Source organism: Shewanella sp. SR44-4, assembly GCF_014163715.1.
Lineage (GTDB): Bacteria > Pseudomonadota > Gammaproteobacteria > Enterobacterales > Shewanellaceae > Shewanella.
In genome coordinates, this window is the sequence record NZ_JACJDU010000004.1 from 106,481 (window position 1) to 130,760 (window position 24,280).

Consider the following 24,280-nt stretch of genomic DNA (forward strand, 5'->3'; position numbering starts at 1 on the left):
TATTATAGATACTATAAATCGATAGGTCTTATAATCATCGATAGGTCAAGGTTTTAACCTTGTTAATAGTGTATTTTTTTATAAGGTGCTTTGCTTATTTAGTCTATCAAGTGTGCCAATAAGTGCGTTAAGCAATAACGTTTTTTCACTGACTCACGTTAGCTTAATGTTGTTACTCGCTTGCATTGGTGTAGGCATATTAATATAAGGAAAATCCATGGACAGTATTAACATCTGGGAATGGGTAGGATATTTAGCCTCTGTCGTTGTGGCTATTTCGCTGATGATGTCAGACATTAAAAAACTACGCTGGTGGAACTTAATTGGTGCAGGGTTGTTTGTGGCTTATGGCCTCGCGATTGATGCGATCCCTGTGGCGCTGGTTAACTTTTTTATTGTATTAATTGATCTCTATTATTTAGTGAAGTTATACCGTGAGCCTACTCCACCCACTGAATAGTCACATTGTGTCTCGATAAAGCCAAATAATCAGTTTGGCTTTTTTATTGCCTGCATTTTAGTTTTAATCTGTTTTTCCTATCCTTAATAAATTACATAATCGTTTTTTTAGTTTGCAATAATCTATTTTAATCGTTTTATGTAATTATGAAGTGCTTCTATTATGTGTCCATCGAATGATGAGTTGAGTGAGGAAAATCATCATGGCAACAGTTTATGACTTAATTGAGCAGTGGTTAGTAGACCGCACATAGGAGCAAAAAAATGAATCAAGGTAATTATTTAACCAGCCAAAATGGCGCCCCGGTAGCAGATGATCAAAATTCAATCTCGGCTGGTGAACGTGGTCCACTGCTTTTACAAGATTGGCATTTAATAGAGAAGCTGGCTCATTTTAACCGTGAACGTATTCCTGAGCGTGTGGTACATGCTAAAGGGACTGGTGTATATGGGACGTTTACACTAACTAAAGATTTAAGTGAATTTACCATAGCGGATCATTTTAATGGTGTCGGCAAGCAGACTGAAACATTTATGCGCTTCTCTACGGTAGGCGGAGAAATGGGGTCAGCAGATGCAGAGCGTGATCCACGCGGTTTTGGACTACGTTTTTATACTGCTCGTGGTAACCACGATATTGTCGGTAATAATACCCCGACATTCTTTATTCGTGACGGTATTAAATTCCCTGACTTTATTCACACTCAGAAACGTCACCCACAAACTAATTTAAAAGATCCCCAAGCAATGTGGGACTTTTGGGCGCTCAATCCAGAGTCGATGCATCAAGTGACCATATTAATGTCAGACCGTGGTATTCCGGCTAACTACAGACAAATGCACGGTTATGGTTCGCACACGTTCTCGTTTTGGAATGCTAAGGGTGAACGTTTTTGGGTTAAGTTCCACTTTAAATCACAGCAAGGCGTGGTAAATTTAACCGGCGAACAAGCAGATATACTAAAAGGGATAGATCCTGATTCATCACAACGCGACATGGTGGCAGCAATTAATGATGCTAACTTCCCGCGTTGGACTGTGAATGTGCAAATTATGCCAGAAGCTGATGCCAATACTTACGCCATTAATCCATTTGATTTGACTAAAGTATGGCCGCACAGTGATTATCCGTTGATTGAAGTGGGTGAACTTGAGCTAAACCGTTTACCACAAAACTACTTTGCTGAAGTTGAACAAGTGGCATTAGCACCAAGTAACTTAGTGCCTGGAGTGGGGGCGTCGCCAGACAAAATGCTGCAAGCCCGTTTGTTTTCATATGCAGATGCGCAGCGCTACCGTATAGGGACTAATTATAATCAATTACCCGTTAACTGTCCGCATGCCGCTAAAGCCAACCATCATCAACGTGCTGGTGCTATGGCAGGAACACAGTGTCCTTATCAAGGTAGCCAAACCGGTGGTGATGCCAGTGTTAATTATGGTCCTAACAGTGTTGCACCACTCACTGAGAATGCTAGTTTTGAAGAACCACCGTTACGTTTAGAAGGAGAGGTTGCACGTTTTAGTCGTTATAACCAAGATGACTTTACCCAAGCGGGTAATCTATATCGTATCTTCAGTGAAGCAGAGAAAAATAGGTTGGTGGAAACGATTGCGGGCACACTCAGTCAAACGACATTAGATGTGCAACAAAAAATGGTCGATCATTTTACTAAAGCGGATGTTGATTACGGTCAACGTGTTAAGCAGGCTTTGGCAAAGTAACCTCTATTTTGCCAAAGAATAAGCGACGATTAAGGCCTTAACGCTAACAGATTAGTTGTTTAGTAAAACAGGAAGATAATCATTATCTTCCTGTTTTACTATTCATCACTAATATATGTGGGCGTGTAACCAATTATGGGGAATATGCACGCTTACCAGTAAATAGGGACTTTTAAGGCACTTTTTCGCGAATGCTCCATGGCAAACAATAAACTGGTTTCTTTATTGTCTAACCAAGCTTCAATATTAAGCTGATGCTGTGCACTCAAATGCCTTAATATTTTATATGCAGATAACGTACTAATCCCTAACGCTAAGTCTTGCCATGGTGCCCGAAAAGCCTCGCGCTTTTTAGCGGGATACATTTCTCCATAAGCAAACCCAACTAAGATACTTTCATCCAAAGCATCAGCAACGTGTTGGTAATCAATACTGTTCATTTCAGCGGTTATCGGCATTGATTTTCCAATACGTTTCCATGAGGCTTGCTGTAGCTGGTTGGCAAATAAACCTAATTCGGGATAATGACGGCTTTCATTTTTGCCGCTTTCAGCGGTTAATAGCAAATCGACCAATGCCAATTGTAATTGACCATACTCAGGATGTTGCCATATTGAGCCTAATTGAGTTGATATCGACATTGAGTCGATATAGTTTTCTAGTTGTAGGCAAACAAGGGTTTTATTGTTGATGTTGGCAAGTGGTTTAGCATCGTCTTGTAATAATAAACAACAACTTTGCAGTGGGCTAACAAATGCCAGAGCCTGCTCAAGATGATCGAATAATGGGCTGGTGTGCTGATCTAATAAACCAAATTGATTTAAGGTGAGCCTGAGTAAGCGCACACAGCGGCGTAATTCGCCCCACAAGGCTGATTGTTGATGAACATCACCAGTTGGCAGCGTTAATATATTCTCAATCAATTGCCAGCGCTCAAGACCTGTTTCTAATAATGTGCTCAAGGCTTGCTGCATATTATTGTTTTTTGGTAATGAGACATAATCAATATGCTCAATGGTGAACGGTTTTGATTTGCCTGCAAGTTGATAACCGCGTTGAGCTTTACTGGCTTTACCTAAGCGAAATGGTACTGACTTAGCGACTTCTGTTGCGAGTATTAATAATGCAGACGTCTCTCCTGCGAGTAATTCAAATTCGAGTTCGCATATAGGGTCAACTTTATCATCAGCAATTATTTCACCTACATCTAATGCAACCTCAACAAGGCTATCGTTGAGGTATATATGCCAAGTTTGACGCTCAAAGTTGGTTTCAAAAATACATTTTAGCGATGTTGACACCTTGTCGAGATCATTTCCCTCTGGCCAAATTTCTTTTGGGAAACGTGACAAGATCGGTGTTTTTTGATCAATGCTGACATTATATTCAGGACGGGAATGGATCCCTCCTACGACCCTGCCTGCTGTTTTTATGGTCTGTTCGAGTTGATTGTCAAAACCTCTTACGCGTAAGCCCATATCCCAACGACGCAGTTGTAAGTCGTCGGTATCGAAATATCCGTTGGTGAGTTTTTTCTGCCCTTGTGGGCTTGAATTAGGGTAGTCATTCAATATTTTTTTTAACAAATCATGATGTTGTGATTGAATGAATAGTTTTAACTCTATTTCTGCGTCCATTGACTTTATGTTTGCCTTGTCATCAAATATTCACTAATGCGTCACATTATCTTCATAATGTCATATTGTTGTAATAAAAATCTCTTAGGATAGCATTGCTCGCATCATATATACTGAGCAACGATAACAGAGAAACTGTCGTACGAAATTAAAAAACACAGTTTCATTATGCGGACGCTTGGGTTAACATGCGCCCGCTTTTTCCAAACTGGAATTTATTAAATAGGTAAACGGCAATGCCAGTAAACTCTATTTTAGGTGTGTTTGCAAAATCACCTCTTAAGCCTTTAGAACTACATATCGACAAAGTACATGAGTGTGCATCACTTCTTGTTCCTTTCTTTGACGCAACCAACTCAGGCGACTGGGATGAAGCGATAAAGATCCGCAAACAAATTAGTTTGCTTGAAAAAGAAGCGGACTCACTCAAACGTGAAATTCGCCTGACTCTTCCTGGTGGATTATTTATGCCTGTTGAGCGAACTGACTTGCTTGAGTTATTAACTCAACAGGACAAAATCGCTAACAAAGCAAAAGATATCTCTGGCCGTATTATTGGCCGTCAGTTAGTCCTTCCTCAGCCTATGCAAGATGCCTTTGGTGCTTATCTAAAACGTTGTTTAGATGCCGTATCACTTGCGAAACGGGCTATTAACGAACTCGATGATTTACTCGAAACCGGTTTCCGTGGTCGTGAAGTTGAGTTAGTTGCCAAAATGATTAATGAATTAGATCTTATCGAAGAAGATTCTGATGATTTACAAATTCAAGTGCGTCGTCAGTTGTATGCATTAGAATCTGAATTGAATCCGATTGATGTGATGTTCACGTACAAAATTATCGAATGGGTTGGAGGTTTAGCAGATATTGCTGAGCGTGTCGGTTCCCGCCTAGAGCTAATGCTAGCTCGTAACTAATCACAAAGGTTATCAAGGAAACAACATGGTTGATGTATTAGTCACCAACGGCCCTATGCTCATTATGATAGCGGCTGCATTTGGATTTTTGATGGCATGGGGCATTGGTGCAAACGACGTAGCCAATGCAATGGGAACCTCTGTAGGTTCTAATGCCATTACCATTAAACAAGCGATTATTATTGCAATGATCTTTGAATTCGCCGGTGCTTTTTTAGCTGGTGGTGAAGTCACGAGTACCATTCGTAAAGGCATTATCGACGCGAGTTACTTTACTGATGTCCCAGAATTGTTGGTATACGGCATGATTGCCTCATTACTTGCTGCGGGTATTTGGTTAGTTGTAGCGTCAGCGTTAGGCTGGCCAGTTTCGACAACGCATTCAATTATTGGTGCTATTGTTGGTTTTGCCGCAGTGGGTGTCAGTGCTGATGCAGTTGAATGGGGTAAGGTTGGCGGTATTGTAGGCTCTTGGGTAGTGACACCTGCTATTTCGGGTTTTATTGCTTATATCATTTTCCAAAGTGTGCAAAAGCTGATTTTTAATACCGATGATCCATTAGCAAGTGCTAAGCGTTATGTGCCTTTCTACATGGCATTGGCCGGTTTTGTGATGTCACTTGTGACCATTACTAAAGGCTTATCACATGTAGGCATAAACTTTTCAACACTTGAAGCATATGCATTAGCAGCTGTGGTTGCAGCCGTAGTCGGTCTTGCAGGTAAAATTGCTATTAGTCGTTTAAAAATGAGCGATAAAGCCGATCTAAAAACCCAGTATGGGAATGTTGAAAAAGTATTTGCCATATTAATGGTTGTGACTGCATGTTGTATGGCATTTGCCCATGGCTCAAACGACGTTGCTAATGCGATTGGTCCTTTAGCTGCTGTGGTTTCTGTCGTAGAAAGCGGCGGTATTATTGGTGCTAAAGCGGTTCTAGCATGGTGGATTTTACCACTTGGTGCTGTTGGTATTGTTATGGGTTTGGCCATTTTTGGACAGCGTGTGATGCAAACCATTGGTAAAAACATTACGCATTTAACCCCAAGTCGTGGTTTTGCTGCTGAATTAGCTGCCGCATCGACTGTGGTTATTGCTTCTGGTACTGGTTTACCTATTTCAACAACGCAAACGTTAGTCGGTGCTGTGTTGGGTGTGGGCATGGCGCGTGGTATTGCAGCAATTAATATTGGTGTAGTACGTAACATTGTTGTGTCTTGGGTTATTACTCTGCCAGCCGGTGCTGCACTGTCTATTTTGTTCTTCTTCATTATCAAGAACATCTTTAGTTAATTTGACTAAGACGCAATGAAGTATTAGCAGAAATGTGAACGCTGAATGTATTTAAGAAGGAAGTCATATGACTTCCTTCTTGCATTCAGAGCATTTAATAAATAGCATGACAATAAGTTTTCTGAGTTTGGATAAATACCGTGTTAAGAGTACTTTCAATCCTTATATTTTTACTTGCGCCAAGTGGCGTATTTGCAGCCCAAGCACCAACGCGATTTATTTCTGATGATGTGTTCACCTATATCCACGGTGGACCGGGTACAGAGTTTCGTATTATCGGTAGTGTTGAAGCGGGTCAGCCGATCACTTTATTGGATAATACCGAAGGTGATTTTACTCAAATCATTGATCATAAAGGTCGTGAAGGCTGGGTATTAACCAGTTTAGTTTCAGATCAGCCTAGTTTTCGTGAGCGTTTTCCTGAAATGGAAGCACAATTAAAACAGGCTAATGAGCAATTAAATAACATTACGCAAAATACTGACAATACTGAAGAATCTTTAACACTGTCTAACGAAAAGGTGTCTGAGTTAAAAGCCGCTCTTACCAAAGCGATTAAAGAACGAGATGATGCTAAGTCAAAAGTACAACAAGCCGCGGATAACCAACGTTATGAAATGTGGCAGCAAGGTGGGTTAATTGCAGGTATTGGTGCGTTGATTGGTATTGTATTGGTGTATTTACCTCGTCCCCAACGTCGTAAGAAAAGCCGTTGGATGTAACATCTCCAATAACGATGAGATTTTCGCGGATAAAGTGATACGACTAATGTCTCTCATTTGATTGTATAAAGGCCAACTATTCAAACGTTGGCCTTTTTTTTAATCTTTTTCTTGATGAAATATATTCATATTCCATGTTGGTGTAATTATTAAAAAAGTTACTAATTAACATTAACTTAAACGTTTATTGTTGTTGTGATGTTAATTAACTAGCACATTGTTTCTGTCTGTTTCAGTGACCAAAATCAAACAATTATTAGCAAGTTTTCAACTTGAGTGTCCAAGTTCACATTTTGAATGTATAATCGCCGAAAATCAGATCGTACATTGTATACAAAATAAAATATTCGTGAATACAGTGTCCATTCAACAACGATAATAACCATCCTTAACCTGACCTAGATGGAAGCGAATACTATGTTCAAAGCGAGTGAAGTACTGGACGGCCGCTATGACAATGCCACTCTTGAGGAACTGTTTACTGCAGTGACCAACAACTACATTGTCGATGAAGAGCAATACCTGTCTGAATTAATTAAGCTTGTGCCTTCGTCTGAACAAGACATTGAGCAAGTGACTCGTCGTGCCCATGAGCTCGTGAGCAAAGTTCGTCAGTTTGAGAAAAAAGGTCTGATGGTTGGTATTGATGCATTTTTGCAACAATACAGCTTAGAAACGAAAGAAGGCATTATTTTAATGTGCTTGGCTGAAGCCTTGCTGCGTATTCCTGATGCTGAAACAGCTGATGCGCTAATTAAAGATAAATTGTCTGGTGCCAAGTGGGATGAACATCTAAATATGAGTGGTTCATTGCTGGTTAATGCCTCAACGTGGGGGTTAATGTTAACCGGTAAACTGGTTAAGTTAGATCGTAATACTGACGGTTCGCCAAGCAATATACTTAAACGTCTGGTTAATCGTGTCGGTGAGCCGATGATCCGTCAAGCTATGTTAGCGGCGATGAAGATCATGGGTAAGCAATTTGTGTTAGGTCAGGACGTTAAAGAAGCGCTTAAAAATAGCGAAGCTAAACGTAAGTTAGGTTATACCCATAGCTATGACATGTTAGGTGAAGCAGCATTAACCGCCAATGATGCGCAAAAGTATTTTAACGATTACAGCAATGCTATTCGCGATTTAGGCGCGCAGCAATATGAAGAGTCTGACTCACCAAGACCGACTATTTCGATCAAATTATCTGCATTACACCCTCGTTATGAAGTCGCTAACGAAGATCGTGTATTAAGCGAATTATACGACACGGTTATTAAACTTATTGTACAAGCGCGTGAACTCGATATTGGTATTTCTATCGATGCTGAAGAAGTTGACCGTCTTGAATTGTCATTGAAGTTATTTAAGCAGCTTTATCAGTCAGAAGCCGCTAAAGGCTGGGGCTTATTAGGCATTGTGGTGCAAGCTTATTCTAAGCGTTGTTTACCGGTGTTGTGTTGGTTGACGCGTCTTGCTAAAGATCAAGGCGATGAAATTCCGCTGCGTTTAGTCAAAGGTGCTTATTGGGACAGCGAGCTAAAATGGGCGCAACAAGCAGGCGAAGCTGGCTACCCACTTTATACCCGTAAAGCCGGCACGGATGTGTCTTATTTAGCGTGTGCGCGTTATTTATTGTCTGATGCCACCCGTGGTGCTATTTATCCCCAGTTTGCTACCCACAACGCGCAAACCGTTGCCAGTATTGATGCGATGGCCGCTGATCGTTTATATGAATTCCAACGTTTGCACGGTATGGGCCAAGAGCTTTACGATACCATGCTTGCAGAAAGCGGTGCTAAAGCGGTACGTATCTATGCACCCATTGGCGCGCATAAAGACTTACTGCCGTATTTAGTTCGTCGCTTACTGGAAAACGGAGCCAATACCTCATTTGTACATAAACTGGTTGACCCTAATACCCCAATAGAAAGCTTAGTGGTTCATCCATTGGTGACGCTATTGGGTTACAAGTCGTTAGCGAATCAAAAAATTGTTAAGCCTGCTGATATTTTCGGTGCAGAACGTAAGAACTCTAAAGGATTAAACATGAACATTATTTCTGAGTCAGAGCCATTTTTTGCTGCACTGGACAAATATAGCGATACTCAATGGACAGCAGGTCCATTGGTAAACGGTAAAACCTTAACGGGTGAAGTGCAAACCGTTGTTAGCCCATACGATACTTCATTAACGGTAGGTAAAGTGGCTTTTGCTGATGCTAACGCAATTGAACAAGCCATTGCTGGTGCAGATGCTGCTTTTGGTGGTTGGGCACGTACACCTGTTGAAACTCGTGCTAATGCACTACAGAAATTAGCTGATTTATTGGAAGAAAACCGTGAAGAGCTGATTGTATTATGTACTCGTGAAGCGGGTAAGAGTATTCAAGATGGTATTGATGAAGTTCGCGAAGCAGTAGATTTTTGTCGTTATTACGCCGTACAAGCTAAGAAGATGATGGCTCAGCCTGAATTGCTTCCTGGCCCAACAGGCGAGTTAAACGAGCTGTTTCTACAAGGTCGCGGAATTTTTGTGTGTATTAGCCCATGGAACTTCCCGTTGGCGATTTTCCTTGGTCAAGTTTCTGCTGCACTTGCTGCGGGTAACACGGTTATTGCCAAGCCTGCAGAGCAAACCTGTTTGATCGGTTATCGTGCTGTGCAACTTGCGCATGAAGCCGGTATTCCTACCGACGTATTGCAGTTTTTACCAGGTACTGGCGCAGTTGTTGGTTCTGCAATCACTGCAGATGAACGTATTGGCGGTGTGTGTTTTACCGGCTCGACTGGCACTGCTAAATTGATTAACCGCACCTTGGCCAACCGTGATGGCGCAATTATTCCATTAATTGCTGAAACCGGTGGTCAAAATGCCATGGTGGTTGACTCAACATCACAACCAGAACAAGTTGTTAATGACGTGGTGTCTTCATCGTTCACCAGTGCTGGCCAGCGTTGTTCGGCATTGCGTGTATTGTTCTTACAAGAAGATATTGCAGATCGCGTAATTGAAGTGATGAAAGGCGCCATGGAGCAATTAGTGATTGGCAACCCAAGTTCAGTGAAAACCGATGTGGGCCCCGTGATTGATGCCACTGCCAAAGCTAACTTGAATGCCCACATTGATCATATCAGCCAGGTCGGCAAGTTAATTAATAAACTTGAATTACCTGCGGGTACTGAAAATGGTCATTTTGTAGCACCTACAGCCGTTGAAATTAGTTCAATTAAGCTACTCGAAAAAGAACATTTTGGGCCTATTTTGCATGTTATCCGTTATAAAGCGGCAGATTTGGCAAAAGTGGTTGATGAAATCAACAGCACAGGTTTTGGGTTAACATTGGGTATTCATAGCCGTAATGAAGGCCATGCGCTTAGCTTAGCAGACAAGGTTAACGTGGGTAACGTATACATTAACCGTAACCAAATTGGTGCAGTTGTAGGTGTACAACCATTTGGTGGCCAAGGATTATCGGGTACAGGTCCTAAAGCGGGTGGCCCACACTACTTAACTCGTTTTGTGACAGAAAAAACTCGTACCAATAACATTACCGCTATTGGTGGCAATGCGACGTTATTGTCACTAGGCGATGCTGAAGAATAAACCTGAAGTAGTTGCATTAAGCCCACTTTTTAGTGGGCTTTTTGTTATCTCGAGTTTAGGTTATGTGACTCTAATGGGTATAAGGCTATTTAATTATGAGGCAATTTAATGATGACTCTGGATATCATTGCGTTGTAAGCCACGACTGACATTTTTACACAGTTTTCCAAAGCGGCTGATATCGCCAAGTGAAGGTATAACGCCCTGGGCAATGGCTGCGTCCCAGTAATTAACTTCAGCATCAACCAAATCGAGTAACTTTTTAGGGCAGCCAACACAGTTGTTGTTGGGGCCACAGCTAAATATACCGGGTTGATCAAATGGTAAGGTATTTTTTACTTGCTCAAGGAGTCGCTTCATTGCACTCACTCTGTCTGGTTTACGTTCCATAGCCTCACCTCTATATAAGTTAGAGAATCCTTGTCAGCGTAACAAATCGGCATTAGGTTATGATTAACGTACATCAATTTTTTAGTGAATAAAGAGACCTAAATAGATAAATTGATTATGGTTATGTAAAATATTTGTAGCAGTTCTCAGGTTTTAGAATAAAAAATGCTTTGGAAGCAAAGAAGTCTAGACGTCTAGATTGACAGCGGCGAACAGTTCTCTTATTCTTGGCACAACTTGTTATGATGTGACTGCAATATTTAGCACCTTTGAATCTGTTGTTAAATAATCACCGATGACCGAGATTGTGTCGTACTCGCTTTTCTCATCCAACAATCCCTATTCGTTAAGATAAAGAGAGATCATTTTGACCAAAGCTACTTCATCAGTTACCACAGCAGGAAACAGCCCGGCATCGTTTGTGGCGTTATTACCGTTATTTTTGTTTTTAGGATTATTTATTGGCGCAGGCTTATATTTTCAAAGCCAAGGTGTTGATTATGCGTTCTATCAATTACCCAGTGTGATTGCGATTCTCCCTGCCATCGTGTTGGCAGTTTTGTTGTCGAAACAGAAAATAAATAGTGCGATAGAAACCTTTATTGAAGGTATTGGCCATAGCAATATTATAGCCATGTGCTTAATTTATTTATTGGCAGGCGCATTTGCTGCAGTGGCTAAAGCCACTGGTGGCGTTGATGCCACCGTTGCGCTTGGTTTATCGTTTATCCCATCAAATTTATTATTGCCAGGTTTCTTTGTTATTGCCGCCTTTATCGCGACCTCAATGGGTACATCTATGGGCACCATCGCGGCGGTAGCACCAGTGGCACTAGGTGTCGCAGACCAAGCACAAATTGATTATGCCTTAATGGCGGGTGCGGTGATGTCTGGTGCATTATTTGGAGACAACTTATCGATTATTTCTGATACCACGATTGCGGCAACACGTACTCAAGGTTGTGAAATGAAAGACAAGTTCCGTGAAAACTTAGTCTTTTCGATACCGGCGGCGATCCTCACCTTGATTGCTTTTTCGATTGTCGGTCAAGGACAAGCGGATATTGCAGCTCAGGACATCGAAATATTAAAAGTATTACCGTATTTAACCATTCTGGTGTTAGCTGTGATCGGTTTAAACGTCTTTGTAGTGTTGTCGTTAGGGATTGTACTTGCTGGCATGACCGGCGTGCTGAGCTCGGGTTATAGCGTTATTCAATTTGGTAATGATATTTATACTGGTTTTACCAATATGCAGGAAATTTTTATTCTGTCGATGTTAGTCGGTGGTTTAGCGGCGTTAATGCAGCAACAAGGCGGATTAACCTTTGTCAGTAAGCAAATTGAAGGTTTAATCAGTCGCTTTTCAAAAGCCAATGGCGAAGCATCAAGTCGTGCGGCAGAGTTAGGCATGGCAGCGATTGTTGCCGCCACTAATACCTGTGTTGCTAACAATACAGTATCGATAGTGGTCACCGGTGACATTGCTAAAGAGCTTGCTGAAAAACATGGGGTATCGCCAAAACGAGCTGCGAGTATTTTAGATATCTTTGCATGTATTATTCAGGGATTAATTCCACATGGTGCCCAAGCATTATTAATTGCCTCGGTGTTTACCATCAGCCCATTAACTGCAGTGTCTAATGCTTGGTACTGTATGATTTTGGCCGTTGTAGCGGTGATAATTGTAATATTGCGTCAACGTAATTAAATTGGCTACAGGGTAAATCACACTGTCGCTAAGGTTAACAAGATTAAGGTTAAGGTGACGATTTAGCCACTATTGCAACCAATGCCCAGTCAGTAACGATTGGGCATTTTTATTTTTGGTTTAAGTTTTTGGTTTAAGTTTTTGTTTAAGTTTCGGCTTAGGTTTAGTTTTTTGGTTATGTGATTATCGGCTTTTACTTTTTGGCTTTCCGCGTTAACATTCTCATCCCATTTTTGACATAAGTATCGTTCAGTGACAGATAGAGTCCGTAATTATGATTTACACCTAGTGATTGTATTTATGTCATTGGCTGCGGCTGTAATCTGCTCTTTTGGTGTAGGAAGTGCGTTAATCGTGCAAGCCGACGGCATCAATTTGGACATGTTGATGATCCGCCCCGATACGCTTGGCGACTATATGCATTCGTCGTTTGCAATCGTGTTTAATTTATCACTATTAGCAGGTGGCTCATGCTTCTTACTCGCCATGGTGGCGGTGTTTAATACTTTCCCTGATTTACTGAGCCGCTACATCGCCATTATTGGTGGCGTAGTGGGTGTGAGTATTGTGCTAATGGGTGTGTTTCCGATTAACTTTCTAGACTTACACCGTAAAGCGTCGACGCTTTATTTATTCAGTACTATTTTTTTGCATTGTATTTGCCTACTTGATTACTTTAAACCTGGCAGCACGATGACCAAGCGAATGCTTAGTTTGAGCATTATTTCACTGTGTAGTGGGTTATTATTATTAACGTTGTTCGATTGGAGTCAGCTGGATTTTACCGAATGCTCAACGGATTTACCTCAGTATTGTATGGTGTCCTCAGCCATGTGGACATTAACGCAAGCGAATATTCTATGGTGTATTTGCCTTGGGTTAAGCCTACTGACAACCATTAAAACTCAACAACATAGCGTGTATCAATTTCTCGAAACCCGTTAACGTCTATTTATTCTTGCTTGAGTACTATCTATGATATCAATACGATTAAGTCTATGACATCAATGCGATTAAGTCATTATTTGGCGGTGTGTGGTGTGGCCTCAAGACGCCAAGCTGCACGGCTTATCGACAGTGGTCGAGTGAGTATTAATCATCAATTAGCTAAACACACTGATCGAGTTAACCTTTGCGAAATCGAGACAATTCTAGTAGACGATAAACCGATCCTTGCTGTGCAAGATAAACAGTATTGGCTATATCATAAGCCTGTTGGAATTGATTGCCGTTTATTAGTTGATGATCCTCACAGCTTACTGCATGTATTACCTGAGTTACCAAGGTTGTATCCTGCAGGGCGTTTGGATAAAGATTCTCGTGGTTTGCTACTACTCACTAATGATGGTCAATTAACGCAAGCGCTCATGCATCCCGATTATTATCATCCTAAGACATACGTGGTCCAAGTTGATAAGCCAATTAGTGCTAGTTTTCTATCGATGATGACAAAGGGTGTTAGTTATGGCGATGTGCAAACTCGACCATGCGAAATTCGGCCATTGAGCCTGGCGAGTGCAGAAGACAGGTTTGAGATTGTATTAACCCAAGGATTAAATCGGCAAATACGCCGTATGTGCAAAGCATTAGGTTACAAAGTGATTGATTTAATGCGAACACAATTATTAGATATACGTATTGATGAGCTTGCAGAAAAAACAATGCGGCCATTAACGACCGCAGAGTTATTGAGTCTTAAACGTGCAGTAAACTGAACCTTATCTAACGATTTCCATTTCAGCTAATAAGTTGTCAGCATTATCTAAATACTGCATTACCCATAGCATGTAGCGGCTGTCTACTTGGATAGAACGGTTACTTTGTGCGTCGTATCCCCAGTCTCCAATGATACTTTCGTACACACCATCAAACAGTAAACCCACTAGTTCAGCACGACCGTTTAAGGTTGGTGAGCCTGAGTTACCACCCGTTGTGTCTAGGGTAGATAAGAAGTTAACCGGTACAGAGTCAACCGCTTTGACGTAGTAATCGCCGTATTGCTTTTGTTTAATCAGCTCAAGTTGTTTAGCTGGCGCATCGAAAGGATCAACACCAGTGTCTTTGGCTAAAATGCCTTCTAAGCGGGTAAAAGGCACCGCCACTAAACCATCCTGTGGAGAATAACCTTTCACGTTTCCGACCGTTACACGCAGGCTTGAGTTTGCATCAGCATAAACAGGTTTTCCTAACTCGCGATTGTAGGCAATGATAGCGTCCATATATTGTGGACGTACTTTCATTAAGTCACCTTCTAATTGCTTTTTCTCTTTCTCGCGCGCCATGTCAGCATCATAGGTTTGTACTGCAAATTGAATGAATGGGTCGTTAGATGCTTTAAAGTCGGCAACCGATTTGTTCATCCATGCTAAGCGAGTTTCTTTGTTATTTAGCTTGGTGTTGGCGTACATTTTATCGAGTGTTTTAGCTAATGCTTTAGCATCGAACTTGCTGCTAATACCAAATGCTTTGTCTAAAGCGGCTAAATGCTGCTCTGCAGGTAATGCAGCATAACGTGTCAGTAAATCGGCTAGCAGGGCTTTATCGACACTGGCGGCATAACGGCGATCAATCCGTTCCATGCTTGAAGTGAAGTTGGTCATGTCACGTTCTTGGTAGCCTGGTTCTCGTGCCATATCAGCTAAGGTTTTCTCATTAGCTAAGCGATACAAATCACGTGCGGTAGTGACCATAGTGGTGTAACCGATGTAACCTAATAAAATGTCACGTTGCTGATTTTGCTGACTCTTTGCCACTAACTTTTCTAAGCTTGATAGTGTTTCGCCATACTGCAGCTGGCGTTTTTTATCTTTACCAATCCAGTTTGCTAAATCGCTTTCTATTTTCTCACGATCAGCGAGCATGGTTGATTTTCCATAATACTCAATCATCGAGGTAAAGTTTTTAGCATAATTAGCTAAACCAGCAATCAAGCTTTCGTATTTAATCCGCTCGTCGCTGCCTTCAGAGGCTGTTTCTTTGATGATGCTAATCATGCGTTCTTGTAGGACTTTGCCTTCAGGATAAGCCCAATTAAACTGATTGTTAACTTCATCGGCTGTGCGGTAACGGTTGGTACGGCCAGGATAGCCAGCAACCATCACAAAGTCGCCATCGCTAACGCCTTTAGCTGATACTTTTAAAAAGCTTTTTGGCTCGTACGGTACGTTGTCTTTGCTAAAATCGGCAGGCTTGCCGTCTTTAGATACGTAAGCACGATAAAATGAGAAGTCACCGGTATGACGAGGCCACATCCAGTTATCGATATCACCGCCGTATTTGCCCACACTAGCGGCTGGGTTATAGGCTAAACGCACATCACGAATTTCTAACTGCTTAACAAGATAATATTCTAGGCCGCCATGGAAACTATACACCTGGCAACGGTAACCATCTTCTTTTTCACATTCAGCTACTAAGGTTTTTTCTTGTAGTTCTATACCTTTATAAAACTCATTACCCACTTTATCCATCTGGTTTGCTTTAACTTTATCAGTAACATTGGTTACCGCTTCAGTTACAAAAATACGTGAACCAGGTGTCGCAGGTAATTCTTCTGCGTAAGTTTTGGCTAAAAATCCGTCTTTAAGGAGGTTTTTTTCTGGGGTTGAGTTGTACTGAATTGAGCCATAGGCACAGTGATGGTTGGTAACCACTAAGCCTTTTGGCGATACAAATGATGCGGTACAACCACCCAGGCTGATAACGGCATTCATTGGGAATTCGGTTAATTTTGAAATTGAATCAGCGCTTATTTCTAAGCCTTTTGCTTTCAGTTCATCAGCCATAGCGGGAAGTTGATGTGGTTGCCACATACCTTCATCTGCCGCAGCGCCAAAGCTGGCTGCCATAGCGACAGTTAATAACCATTTTTTCATTATAATAATTCCATTTGGGGTATTCACGGGTAATCAATATTGCCGTAAGTCGTGTCGATTTCTTGTTTAATCATCTAGGTCAATGTTGGCGGATCATAAAAACGTCGGACCATAAAAACAAAAAAGTCAGGCTAAGCCTGACTTTAACAAATGTTTTACTATCTTAACAGCGTTTGAAAAACTCGCTTACAAATCCACTTTATCAGTCATCCGATTTAGGCTAATGCCACCATCAACTGCGCCACAACAATTAATGTGCCGAGCAATCCTGCGGCGATAAGCCCTAATGTGCCACCAGACACTTGATAACCGTCCATTTTCTGCGCGCGTTGCTTTAATGCCATCGCAATGGGTAAATAGATAATCATCACCACTAATGGAATGGCTGCAAAACCAAGCACTTTGAAAAACCCGTCTGGGTAGTAAAGCGCACATAACAGCGGCGGTATAAAGGTTATCAACCATGTTTTAGCACGACCAACAGCGTCATCTTTAGCTCGGGTCAGTTCGGCGACATAATCAAATAGGCTCATGGTGACACCTAAAAATGAGGTCACCAATGCAAGGTTGGCAAACAGATCAATTGCTTGGCTGATAATGTGTGACTGGGCTAAGCCTTGCAAAGCAGCAACCAGTTTAGGCAGTGAACCACCAAAGTTATGAACTGTTTCGCCGCCTAAAGAACCTAGCGTTACGAGCAACCACAGGATGTAACAAACCAGTGGAATGGTCGATCCTATTAATAACACTTTTCTAAGTGATGCAGCATCACCTTCTAAGTAGCGCACAATGGTGGCAATACACACATGGAAACCAAATGAAGTGAATACCACTGGGATGGCTGCTAACCATAATTGTTGCAGGGCGGTGCCCGAAGCCACATCGGTTGAATAATTGTTTAATGCACTGATTAAATTAACGTCTGGTAATAGAAATGCCACCACAATGACCAGCAGCACCACCATAGAAGTAAATAAAATACGTGATACTTTATCAATCCATTTAACACCAATGGCAATCAAGCCACCAAAAATAACCGTAAACAGTATGACGGCGACTTGGTTGCTCATGTTAATGCCGATGGGTTGTAAACGGGTTTCTAATAGCGATGACCCTCCCATTAGATACACCATGGTTAAGGCGAATAATAAGCTAAGGAATGAGCCACCTTGAATGAGCTGGCCGACTTTGCCCAGTGTTTTACCGGTAATGGCATGGACGTTATCGCCGACACCACTATGAAGATTAATTTCTAACATCAGTAACGAGGTGTAAGCCGATAAACCCCAAATAACCACTAATAAGATTAATGCGGGGATCATCCCCAAAGCAGCTGTTGCTAATGGTAGCGCTAGCATGCCTCCGCCAATTGCCGTTCCCGCGACAATCGAAATAGAACCTAAAGTTTTAAAATTCACAGAAAACGTCCTGTTTAATTATTATTTTATTTGTGTCGGACATTAGCAGAAGGGTGACAGAGCAGGCAAGGATCTTTGACTGTTAAAGGCTAACAGCTATGTTTATAAACAATTACACAACAATAGACTAAACTTTTTTACACGTGATTTTTGCAATAGCGTAGCATTACGGCGTTACGAGTAGGGTAAGGTTATTTATATGTCGAATTTACAATGTAAAATGAGTGCGTTGAATAAAATTATTTAATCGTTATAATGCGACTTGTTTTAGGGGAGTAGCTAATCTTGTCTTGCTGTTATGGCACACAAGATGTCTGTATCAACATAATTGGCCTCACGCCATGGTGCAGACAGTAACACACTGTTAATCAGTGATTTTACCAAGCGAGACCTAAGCACAGTAACTGTATCAAGGGGTATGCGGTGGCTCGTGCTTAGTTGTCATTTACCCCTAGGAATATCACATTGGAAGCTTTATTCGCCTCAACTCTTACTGTTGCCATCGCTGAAATAGGCGACAAAACTCAATTATTAGCCTTACTGCTCGCGGTGAGATTTAGCAATAAAACCGCTATAATCTCAGGCATTTTGTTAGCCACATTATTAAATCATTTTCTTGCTGCATGGTTAGGTCAATGGGCCATAGCGTGGATTGATCCACAATGGGCGACCTATTTGGTGGCCGGGTCATTTTTTGCTATTGCACTATGGGTGCTGATACCCGATAAAATGGATGATGATGATAATCGCTTCTATAAACTCGGTGCTTTTACTGCGACGTTTATTTTGTTTTTTATTGCTGAAATAGGGGATAAAACTCAAATTGCGACAGTAGTCTTAGCGGCAAAATACCAAGCACTGACATGGGTTGTCATCGGCACGACATTGGGAATGTTAATTGCTAATGTCCCAGTTGTGCTGGCTGGGCATTTTAGTGCTAACAAATTGCCCATGAAACTGATTCATCGCGGTTGTGCTGTGTTGTTTGCGCTACTTGGGGTCGCTACACTGCTGTGGTAAAAGGAGGTTCCATGTCCGATAACCAAGTTCTTGATGCAGATACTGCCCGCGGGTTGCCCTGGGTTGTTGCCATTGCTTTTTTCATGCAGTCACTCGATGGAACGATCCTTAATACTGCATTACCCGCTATGGCCAGTGATTTAAATGAAGACCCGCTGCGTATGCAAGGCGTGATTATCGCTTACATGCTCACCGTGGCATTGCTGATCCCTGCTTCTGGCTGGATCGCTGATCGCTTTGGCACCAAAAAAATCTTCTTTGGTGCGATCTTATTGTTCAGCTTTGGATCATTGCTTTGTGCATTGTCCAATTCATTAGACATGTTGATTGGTGCTCGGGTGGTACAAGGGTTAGGTGGTGCTTTAATGTTGCCAGTCGGCCGACTTGTAGTGCTGCGGGCATATCCACGTTCGGAATTGGTACGGATTATGGGCTTTATCACCATCCCCGGTTTACTGGGGCCACTGCTTGGTCCAACGATGGGCGGTTGGATGGTGCAATACTTGACATGGCATTGGATCTTTTTGATCAATCTGCCTGTCGGTGTAGTCGGTTGTTATACGGTGTGGAAGTTCATTCCAGATCTGCGTGGTAAGGAAAAATCACGTTTCGATAGCTTCGGATTTTTGTTGTTTGGGGCTGCGATGTTATTGATCACCATCGCTATGGAAGGACTCGGCGAACTGCACTTGCCGCACTTACGGGTGATGTTGCTGTTATTTGGTGGTATGGCGTGTTTGATAGCATATTGGCTGCGGGCTGGTCGTATTAGTAATCCACTGTTTTCGCCATCGCTATTCAACACCAAAACATTTGCTATTGGTCTTTTTGGTAATCTGTTTGCGCGTTTGGGCAGTGGTGCATTGCCATTCTTGGTGCCGTTGTTGCTGCAAGTTGCACTGGGTTATTCACCATCTCAGGCTGGAATGAGTATGCTGCCGCTGGCCGCTGCAGCAATAATGGCCAAATCAGTGGCTCGACCGATTATCGAACGCTTAGGTTATCGAGTAGTGCTTACCGCGAATACTTTGGCGCTTGGCGTTATGCTGGCGACCATGGGCTTGGTTAGCGAACAAACTCCTTACTGGTTGCTATTAGCTCTGTTGGCGATTCTTGGCGCGATTAACTCGTTACAATTTACGGCCATGAATGCCGTGACCTTAATAGATCTTGATGATGTTAATGCCAGTAGCGGTAACAGTCTATTGTCGGTAGTAGGTCAATTATCATTAAGTTTAGGGGTTGCGTGTGCAGGTGCTTTGCTCGGTGGCTTCAGTACCGATGTCGGCAGCGGTACAGGGGGAACAGTACTTGGCGCTTTCCAACTGACGTTCGTTACCGTTGGTCTTATGACAATGTTAGCCGCAGTGATATTTTCGCAATTATCTAAAGACGATGGCCGTCGGATAACCCATTCATAACAGTGCATCATTTCGCCGATTTCGGATAAAAAAAGGTATTTTGCGATTATTTATAACGCGGTATTTTTTACCAAAATGATGCTCTGAATATGATGCAGATAAACCTCAATTTTAATTTCCCATTAGTTTTTTGTGCAGTCCGGCACACACTTCATTGTATGGTTGGTTAAAATATAATCATGCATAAGCTTTATGGATAGCCGTGTGCATGTAAATGTGTAAGCGGATGGTAAACGGATAGTAAGCTGATAGTTAAAGGAGTCACGATATGGATATGAAGAAACATGGTTTATCGATAGGCATAAACCGAATTGAAAATGTGTTTTTTGTGACATTAAAAGCCATTGGCACATTAACCCACGAAGACTATCTCGTCATTACCCCTATGCTAGAGGGGGCATTAAGCCAAGTTGATCAACCTAAAGTGAGTTTATTTCTCGATGCTACCGAGCTCGACGGCTGGGATTTACGCGCCGCGTGGGATGATTTAAAGCTGGGGTTAAAGCACAAATCTGAGTTTGAAAGAGTGGCGATTTTGGGCAATAGAGATTGGCAAGAATGGGCGGCCAAAGTCGGTAGTTGGTTTATTGCGGGCGAGATAAAATATTTCGACGATGAAGATGATGCGTTGAAATGGCTTCGATACTAATACGATGTTCAAGGTATGTTTATCTCGAATGATGCCTAGATCTTTACCGTTGTGATGGCATGATTAACCCTAGGAACAGATTCTCTAGGGCTATAAGCATTTACGCCGTGGTATTAACATTGTGACCACTGTTGCCAACGGGCTGCGGCGCAGGTGGTTGCGCTGCTTCAATGAGCTGCAATGCCATTTGACCTTCAATCTTTTGCTGTTCTTTAGCCATTACGGCCACTTTTAAGCTGCTGCCAGAATCAATCGTTGTTGGCATTGAAGACGGTGAATTAACACTAATTGACATGGTTAACCTTAATATAAAGTCGGATGGTAATAGTATATCGGCTGAAAATCAAAATGCTTGACACATTTTTGCTAAAAAGCATTCGTTGAGCTTTTTTTGATTATAGGTTGCGCACAACCAATGTTATAATTAACTCATATTATTGGTTAGTGGAGTGAAGCCTATGTCTAATAAAGCGCTTACTGAGTCTCAATTACCTTCAGCGCAAAACCCGCTAGCACTTGAAAATCAAGTGTGTTTTTCATTGTATAGTGCGACTAATGCGATGATCCGCGCATATCGACCATTATTAGATGAGTTATCGCTGACTTATCCTCAGTATTTAGTGATGATGGTACTTTGGAAAGAGCCGGGGATTAGTGTTAAAACCTTAGGTGAAAAATTACATCTAGATTCTGGAACGTTAACGCCCTTGCTAAAGCGTTTAGAAGGCAAGGGCTTAGTGAGCCGTGGTCGCAGTGAGTTAGATGAACGCGTGCGGGTGTTACATGTTACTGAGCAAGGCCAGCAATTACATCAGCAAGCGTTGAGTATTCCTGAACAGATGCGTTGTAAAGTAGGTGGCACTATTGAAAACTTACAACAATTAAAGCAACTGTGTGATCAAGCATTTACCATGTTAAATTCCGGAGAGGCGAGCAGCTGTGAAATGTGATTATTTTGAGCGTGGCGATTGTCTGTCATGCCGCAATATTCAACTACCTATGGTTGAGCAAGTGAGTGTAAAGCAACAACAATTAACCGATTTGTTTCGCGGCATCTCAGTTAAACAATGGTTAGCGCCAATATTAAGCGCAGAATCAGGTTTTCGTAATAAAGCCAAAATGGTCGTTTTAGGTGCAGCTCACAAACCTATTTTAGGTTTGGTTAATCCTAAAGGGGAGCCGGTCAGTTTATGTGACTGCTCGTTATACCCTAAAGATATGCAATTATTGTTACACCGTTTAGAACGATTTGTGCAGCAAGCTGGTATACCGCCTTATCGGGTCGATAAAAGCAAAGGCGAGCTAAAATTTATTTTATTGACTCGCAGCCAAAGTAGTGGCCAGTTTATGCTGCGTTTTGTATTACGTAGTGACCAAGCCATCGTGAGAATTGAACGAGAATTACCCCAATTATTACAAGAGTTTCCCGAAATCACCTTAGTCTCGGCCAATATTCAGCCAATCCACATGGCTATTCTAGAAGGCGAAAGGGAAATATTTTTAACGGAAACAACACGATTAGAAGAACAACTTAATAATGTACCGTTGTTCATACGGCCAAAAAGCTTTTTTCAAACTAATCCGGAGGTTGCCGCCCAGTTGTATCAAATAGCGAGGGAGTGGGTTACTGAATTCAAACCGAACTATATTTGGGACTTATTTTGTGGTGTCGGTGGATTTGGGCTTCATTGCGCTAACAGCAATACCCGTTTAACTGGAATTGAGATCGAATCTGAAGCAATAGAATGTGCCATCTTGTCAGCAACCAAACTAGGGCTTACGCAAGTGGATTTTAGTGCACTCGATTCAACTCATTTTGCTAAAGGACAATCTGCTCAAGATAAACCGGATCTTATTATTGTCAATCCACCTCGGCGTGGATTAGGCAAATCATTATGCGATTTATTGAGTGAGTTTGCGCCTAAAGCAATCGTGTACTCTAGTTGTAATCCACACACCTTAATGAGCGATTTAGAGTGCATTACGGGTTATCAAATCACCAAAGTTCAAATGTTTGATATGTTTCCTCATACCGATCATTTTGAAGTACTGGTTATGCTAGAACAGCTGTAATAGTCTTTGCTATCAATTAAGGTGTTTTATAATCGAAATTAAGTACTCGTTTGGTGTCGCTAAATTATAGGTTATATCGAACAAAGGTAGCTGTTAGGTTGTGGTATATATTGTCATCATAAAAATGTCATCTCAATGTCATAACATTGTTTATTAACATAAAAAAGGTACTAGGACGATGTGGCAAATTTTCAGTCGCTTTTTAGCGTTAGGGTTAATCAGTTTCGGTGGCCCTGCGGCTCACATAGGCTATTTTAGAAAAGCATTTGTTGACGACTTACAATGGCTAGACGGTAAACAATATTCAAGTTTTATCGCCCTGAGTCAGTTTATGCCTGGGCCAGGCTCAAGCCAGATAGGGTTTGCAATTGGATATCACCGAGGTGGTTTATTGGGCGGATTAGCCGCCTTTTTAGGTTTTACCTTGCCGTCTTTTTTACTGATGTTTTTATTTGCTGTGACCAGTGCTCAATGGTTGGAGATAACGGCCGTAGAGGGGGCTATTCATGGCTTAAAGCTACTGGCAGTGGTGGTCGTAGCGGATGCGACTTTGTCAATGTTCAATCAATTCTGTCAACGAAAAACCGCTAAAATACTCATGGCTGCCACCGCCGTTGCTGTCATATTAATGCCTTCATTATTAATGCAAATTGGCGTACTAGTTGTGGCCGCTATTGTTGGAGTCATGTTGATGACTCGGGGTGAGCGTATTACGCCAGACACACCTGCTATCGAGCTTAATTATGCTTGGTTAGCGTTATTTATTATAGGCATCGCAGCATCTTTATATTTGATCAATCAACCTGACAGTCTTGGACAGATTTTTGCGCAATTCTTCCAAGTGGGCAGTTTAGTATTTGGCGGTGGGCATGTGGTATTGCCCTTGCTTGAAACCAGTGTCGGTGAATACATTACCCCAGATCGATTTTTAACTGGCTATGCACTTGCGCAAGCCATTCCTGGCCCTATGTTTACCTTAGCAACCTTTTTAGGGGCAGATTTATGGTTAGAATCTCCTATTTTGGGTGCGTTAGTGGCGACGTTAGCTATTTTCCTTCCAGGTTTTTTATTGATGCTGGTGGGCTTAAAAAGTTGGCATTCTATTAGCCAACATCCTGCCATAGCCGGTGCGTTAGCGGGGGTAAATGCAGCCGTTGTTGGTTTATTGCTTTCAGCACTTTATCAACCTGTGTTTACTAGTGCGGTGATCATGCCGCTAGACATGGCATTAGTGATCATTGGTTTTAGTATATTAAAAGTCTTTAAGCCCGGTCTTGTATGGTTGGTAATAGGATTTGCAGCAATGGGCAGTGGATTGACAATGTTGTAAAAAGGTTATTATATTGGATGACTTTGCGATAGGTCTCACTTT

Annotated in this window: 20 protein-coding genes and 1 riboswitch; of the genes, 15 read left to right on the top strand and 5 right to left on the bottom strand. The window is 41.9% G+C overall.

Translation table 11 applies throughout. The features are described from left to right. Positions 1–217: 217 nt before the first annotated feature. Both H5125_RS03495 and katB read left to right on the top strand, forming a co-directional pair. Entirely contained in the window at positions 218–460 is a 243-nt protein-coding gene (locus H5125_RS03495) for a YgjV family protein (RefSeq protein ID WP_101086174.1), read from the top strand. 263 nt (positions 461–723) lie between these two features. After that, a complete protein-coding gene (gene katB, locus H5125_RS03500; RefSeq protein WP_182743548.1) occupies positions 724–2,184 on the top strand; it encodes a catalase KatB in 1,461 nt (486 codons plus the stop codon). Positions 2,185–2,336: 152 nt separating this feature from the next. Here the strand turns inward: katB and H5125_RS03505 are convergent, their stop codons facing one another. Further along, the gene (locus tag H5125_RS03505; RefSeq protein WP_182743549.1) at positions 2,337–3,821 is read right to left on the bottom strand and encodes an inorganic triphosphatase; all 1,485 of its coding nucleotides are present in this window, start codon (positions 3,819–3,821) and stop codon (positions 2,337–2,339) included. Positions 3,822–4,057: 236 nt separating this feature from the next. Between H5125_RS03505 and H5125_RS03510 the strand changes: the two genes are divergently transcribed. The 4 genes from H5125_RS03510 to putA all read left to right on the top strand — a co-directional run bounded on the left by H5125_RS03510 (position 4,058) and on the right by putA (position 10,351). Further along, a complete protein-coding gene (locus H5125_RS03510; RefSeq protein WP_059747637.1) occupies positions 4,058–4,738 on the top strand; it encodes a TIGR00153 family protein in 681 nt (226 codons plus the stop codon). A gap of 25 nt (positions 4,739–4,763) precedes the next feature. Beyond that, positions 4,764–6,032, top strand: coding sequence for an inorganic phosphate transporter (locus H5125_RS03515; RefSeq protein WP_101086171.1), 1,269 nt, complete (start codon positions 4,764–4,766; stop codon positions 6,030–6,032). 140 nt (positions 6,033–6,172) lie between these two features. After that, positions 6,173–6,754, top strand: coding sequence for a TIGR04211 family SH3 domain-containing protein (locus H5125_RS03520; RefSeq protein ID WP_101086170.1), 582 nt, complete (start codon positions 6,173–6,175; stop codon positions 6,752–6,754). A 402-nt stretch (positions 6,755–7,156) separates the two neighbouring features. Continuing rightward, a complete protein-coding gene (gene putA / locus H5125_RS03525) occupies positions 7,157–10,351 on the top strand; it encodes a bifunctional proline dehydrogenase/L-glutamate gamma-semialdehyde dehydrogenase PutA (RefSeq protein WP_182743550.1) in 3,195 nt (1,064 codons plus the stop codon). Positions 10,352–10,456: 105 nt separating this feature from the next. Here the strand turns inward: putA and H5125_RS03530 are convergent, their stop codons facing one another. Continuing rightward, entirely contained in the window at positions 10,457–10,741 is a 285-nt protein-coding gene (locus H5125_RS03530) for a hypothetical protein (protein ID WP_101086168.1), read from the bottom strand. A 367-nt stretch (positions 10,742–11,108) separates the two neighbouring features. Here H5125_RS03530 and H5125_RS03535 point away from each other — a divergent pair, with 367 nt between their 5' ends. The 3 genes from H5125_RS03535 (at position 11,109) to H5125_RS03545 (ending at position 14,167) form a co-directional block, all read left to right on the top strand. Continuing rightward, positions 11,109–12,452, top strand: a complete 1,344-nt coding sequence (locus H5125_RS03535; RefSeq protein ID WP_101086167.1) for a Na+/H+ antiporter NhaC family protein — start codon at positions 11,109–11,111, stop codon at positions 12,450–12,452. A gap of 252 nt (positions 12,453–12,704) precedes the next feature. Then, positions 12,705–13,397 carry a hypothetical protein gene (locus H5125_RS03540; protein WP_182743551.1) on the top strand — a complete coding sequence of 231 codons (693 nt, stop codon included), beginning with the start codon at positions 12,705–12,707 and terminating at the stop codon, positions 13,395–13,397. Positions 13,398–13,459: 62 nt separating this feature from the next. Then, positions 13,460–14,167 carry a 23S rRNA pseudouridine(2604) synthase RluF gene (locus tag H5125_RS03545; RefSeq protein WP_182743591.1) on the top strand — a complete coding sequence of 236 codons (708 nt, stop codon included), beginning with the start codon at positions 13,460–13,462 and terminating at the stop codon, positions 14,165–14,167. 3 nt (positions 14,168–14,170) lie between these two features. Here the strand turns inward: H5125_RS03545 and H5125_RS03550 are convergent, their stop codons facing one another. Continuing rightward, positions 14,171–16,327 (bottom strand): S46 family peptidase, encoded by a 2,157-nt coding sequence (locus H5125_RS03550; RefSeq protein WP_182743552.1) that lies wholly within the window; start codon positions 16,325–16,327, stop codon positions 14,171–14,173. Between the two features lie 215 nt (positions 16,328–16,542). Continuing rightward, positions 16,543–17,745, bottom strand: coding sequence for an aromatic amino acid transport family protein (locus H5125_RS03555; RefSeq protein ID WP_182743553.1), 1,203 nt, complete (start codon positions 17,743–17,745; stop codon positions 16,543–16,545). A 258-nt stretch (positions 17,746–18,003) separates the two neighbouring features. Beyond that, positions 18,004–18,114, top strand: a riboswitch (yybP-ykoY riboswitch). Positions 18,115–18,210: 96 nt separating this feature from the next. Between H5125_RS03555 and H5125_RS03560 the strand changes: the two genes are divergently transcribed. The 3 genes from H5125_RS03560 to H5125_RS03570 all read left to right on the top strand — a co-directional run bounded on the left by H5125_RS03560 (position 18,211) and on the right by H5125_RS03570 (position 20,835). Then, positions 18,211–18,765 (top strand): TMEM165/GDT1 family protein, encoded by a 555-nt coding sequence (locus tag H5125_RS03560; RefSeq protein WP_162022275.1) that lies wholly within the window; start codon positions 18,211–18,213, stop codon positions 18,763–18,765. An 11-nt stretch (positions 18,766–18,776) separates the two neighbouring features. Beyond that, a complete protein-coding gene (gene mdtD / locus H5125_RS03565) occupies positions 18,777–20,186 on the top strand; it encodes a multidrug transporter subunit MdtD (protein WP_182743554.1) in 1,410 nt (469 codons plus the stop codon). Positions 20,187–20,454: 268 nt separating this feature from the next. Beyond that, entirely contained in the window at positions 20,455–20,835 is a 381-nt protein-coding gene (locus tag H5125_RS03570) for an STAS/SEC14 domain-containing protein (RefSeq protein ID WP_182743555.1), read from the top strand. Between the two features lie 100 nt (positions 20,836–20,935). Here H5125_RS03570 and H5125_RS03575 read toward each other — a convergent pair whose 3' ends face one another. Beyond that, positions 20,936–21,130, bottom strand: a complete 195-nt coding sequence (locus tag H5125_RS03575) for a cytoplasmic protein (RefSeq protein ID WP_101086160.1) — start codon at positions 21,128–21,130, stop codon at positions 20,936–20,938. A 163-nt stretch (positions 21,131–21,293) separates the two neighbouring features. Between H5125_RS03575 and H5125_RS03580 the strand changes: the two genes are divergently transcribed. From H5125_RS03580 to chrA, 3 genes are all read left to right on the top strand, one after another. After that, on the top strand, positions 21,294–21,785 hold the full coding sequence (locus H5125_RS03580; protein ID WP_101086159.1) for a MarR family winged helix-turn-helix transcriptional regulator: 492 nt from the start codon (positions 21,294–21,296) through the stop codon (positions 21,783–21,785). After that, the gene (gene rlmC / locus H5125_RS03585; protein WP_101086158.1) at positions 21,775–22,908 is read left to right on the top strand and encodes a 23S rRNA (uracil(747)-C(5))-methyltransferase RlmC; all 1,134 of its coding nucleotides are present in this window, start codon (positions 21,775–21,777) and stop codon (positions 22,906–22,908) included. Before H5125_RS03580 ends, rlmC begins: the two co-directional genes overlap by 11 nt. A 178-nt stretch (positions 22,909–23,086) precedes the next feature. Further along, entirely contained in the window at positions 23,087–24,238 is a 1,152-nt protein-coding gene (gene chrA, locus H5125_RS03590; protein ID WP_101086157.1) for a chromate efflux transporter, read from the top strand. Positions 24,239–24,280 lie beyond the last annotated feature (42 nt).

Excerpts from the sequence above, each read along its gene's own strand:
- mdtD (WP_182743554.1), top strand. The coding sequence starts at position 18,777 with ATGTCCGATAACCAAGTTCTTGATGCAGATACTGCCCGCGGGTTGCCC.
- H5125_RS03545 (WP_182743591.1), top strand. The coding sequence starts at position 13,460 with ATGCGATTAAGTCATTATTTGGCGGTGTGTGGTGTGGCCTCAAGACGC.
- H5125_RS03510 (WP_059747637.1), top strand. The coding sequence starts at position 4,058 with ATGCCAGTAAACTCTATTTTAGGTGTGTTTGCAAAATCACCTCTTAAG.
- H5125_RS03530 (WP_101086168.1), bottom strand. The coding sequence starts at position 10,741 with ATGGAACGTAAACCAGACAGAGTGAGTGCAATGAAGCGACTCCTTGAG.
- H5125_RS03580 (WP_101086159.1), top strand. The coding sequence starts at position 21,294 with ATGTCTAATAAAGCGCTTACTGAGTCTCAATTACCTTCAGCGCAAAAC.
- putA (WP_182743550.1), top strand. The coding sequence starts at position 7,157 with ATGGAAGCGAATACTATGTTCAAAGCGAGTGAAGTACTGGACGGCCGC.
- H5125_RS03550 (WP_182743552.1), bottom strand. The coding sequence starts at position 16,327 with ATGAAAAAATGGTTATTAACTGTCGCTATGGCAGCCAGCTTTGGCGCT.
- katB (WP_182743548.1), top strand. The coding sequence starts at position 724 with ATGAATCAAGGTAATTATTTAACCAGCCAAAATGGCGCCCCGGTAGCA.
- H5125_RS03570 (WP_182743555.1), top strand. The coding sequence starts at position 20,455 with ATGGATATGAAGAAACATGGTTTATCGATAGGCATAAACCGAATTGAA.
- H5125_RS03505 (WP_182743549.1), bottom strand. The coding sequence starts at position 3,821 with ATGGACGCAGAAATAGAGTTAAAACTATTCATTCAATCACAACATCAT.
- chrA (WP_101086157.1), top strand. The coding sequence starts at position 23,087 with ATGTGGCAAATTTTCAGTCGCTTTTTAGCGTTAGGGTTAATCAGTTTC.
- H5125_RS03495 (WP_101086174.1), top strand. The coding sequence starts at position 218 with ATGGACAGTATTAACATCTGGGAATGGGTAGGATATTTAGCCTCTGTC.
- H5125_RS03575 (WP_101086160.1), bottom strand. The coding sequence starts at position 21,130 with ATGTCAATTAGTGTTAATTCACCGTCTTCAATGCCAACAACGATTGAT.
- H5125_RS03515 (WP_101086171.1), top strand. The coding sequence starts at position 4,764 with ATGGTTGATGTATTAGTCACCAACGGCCCTATGCTCATTATGATAGCG.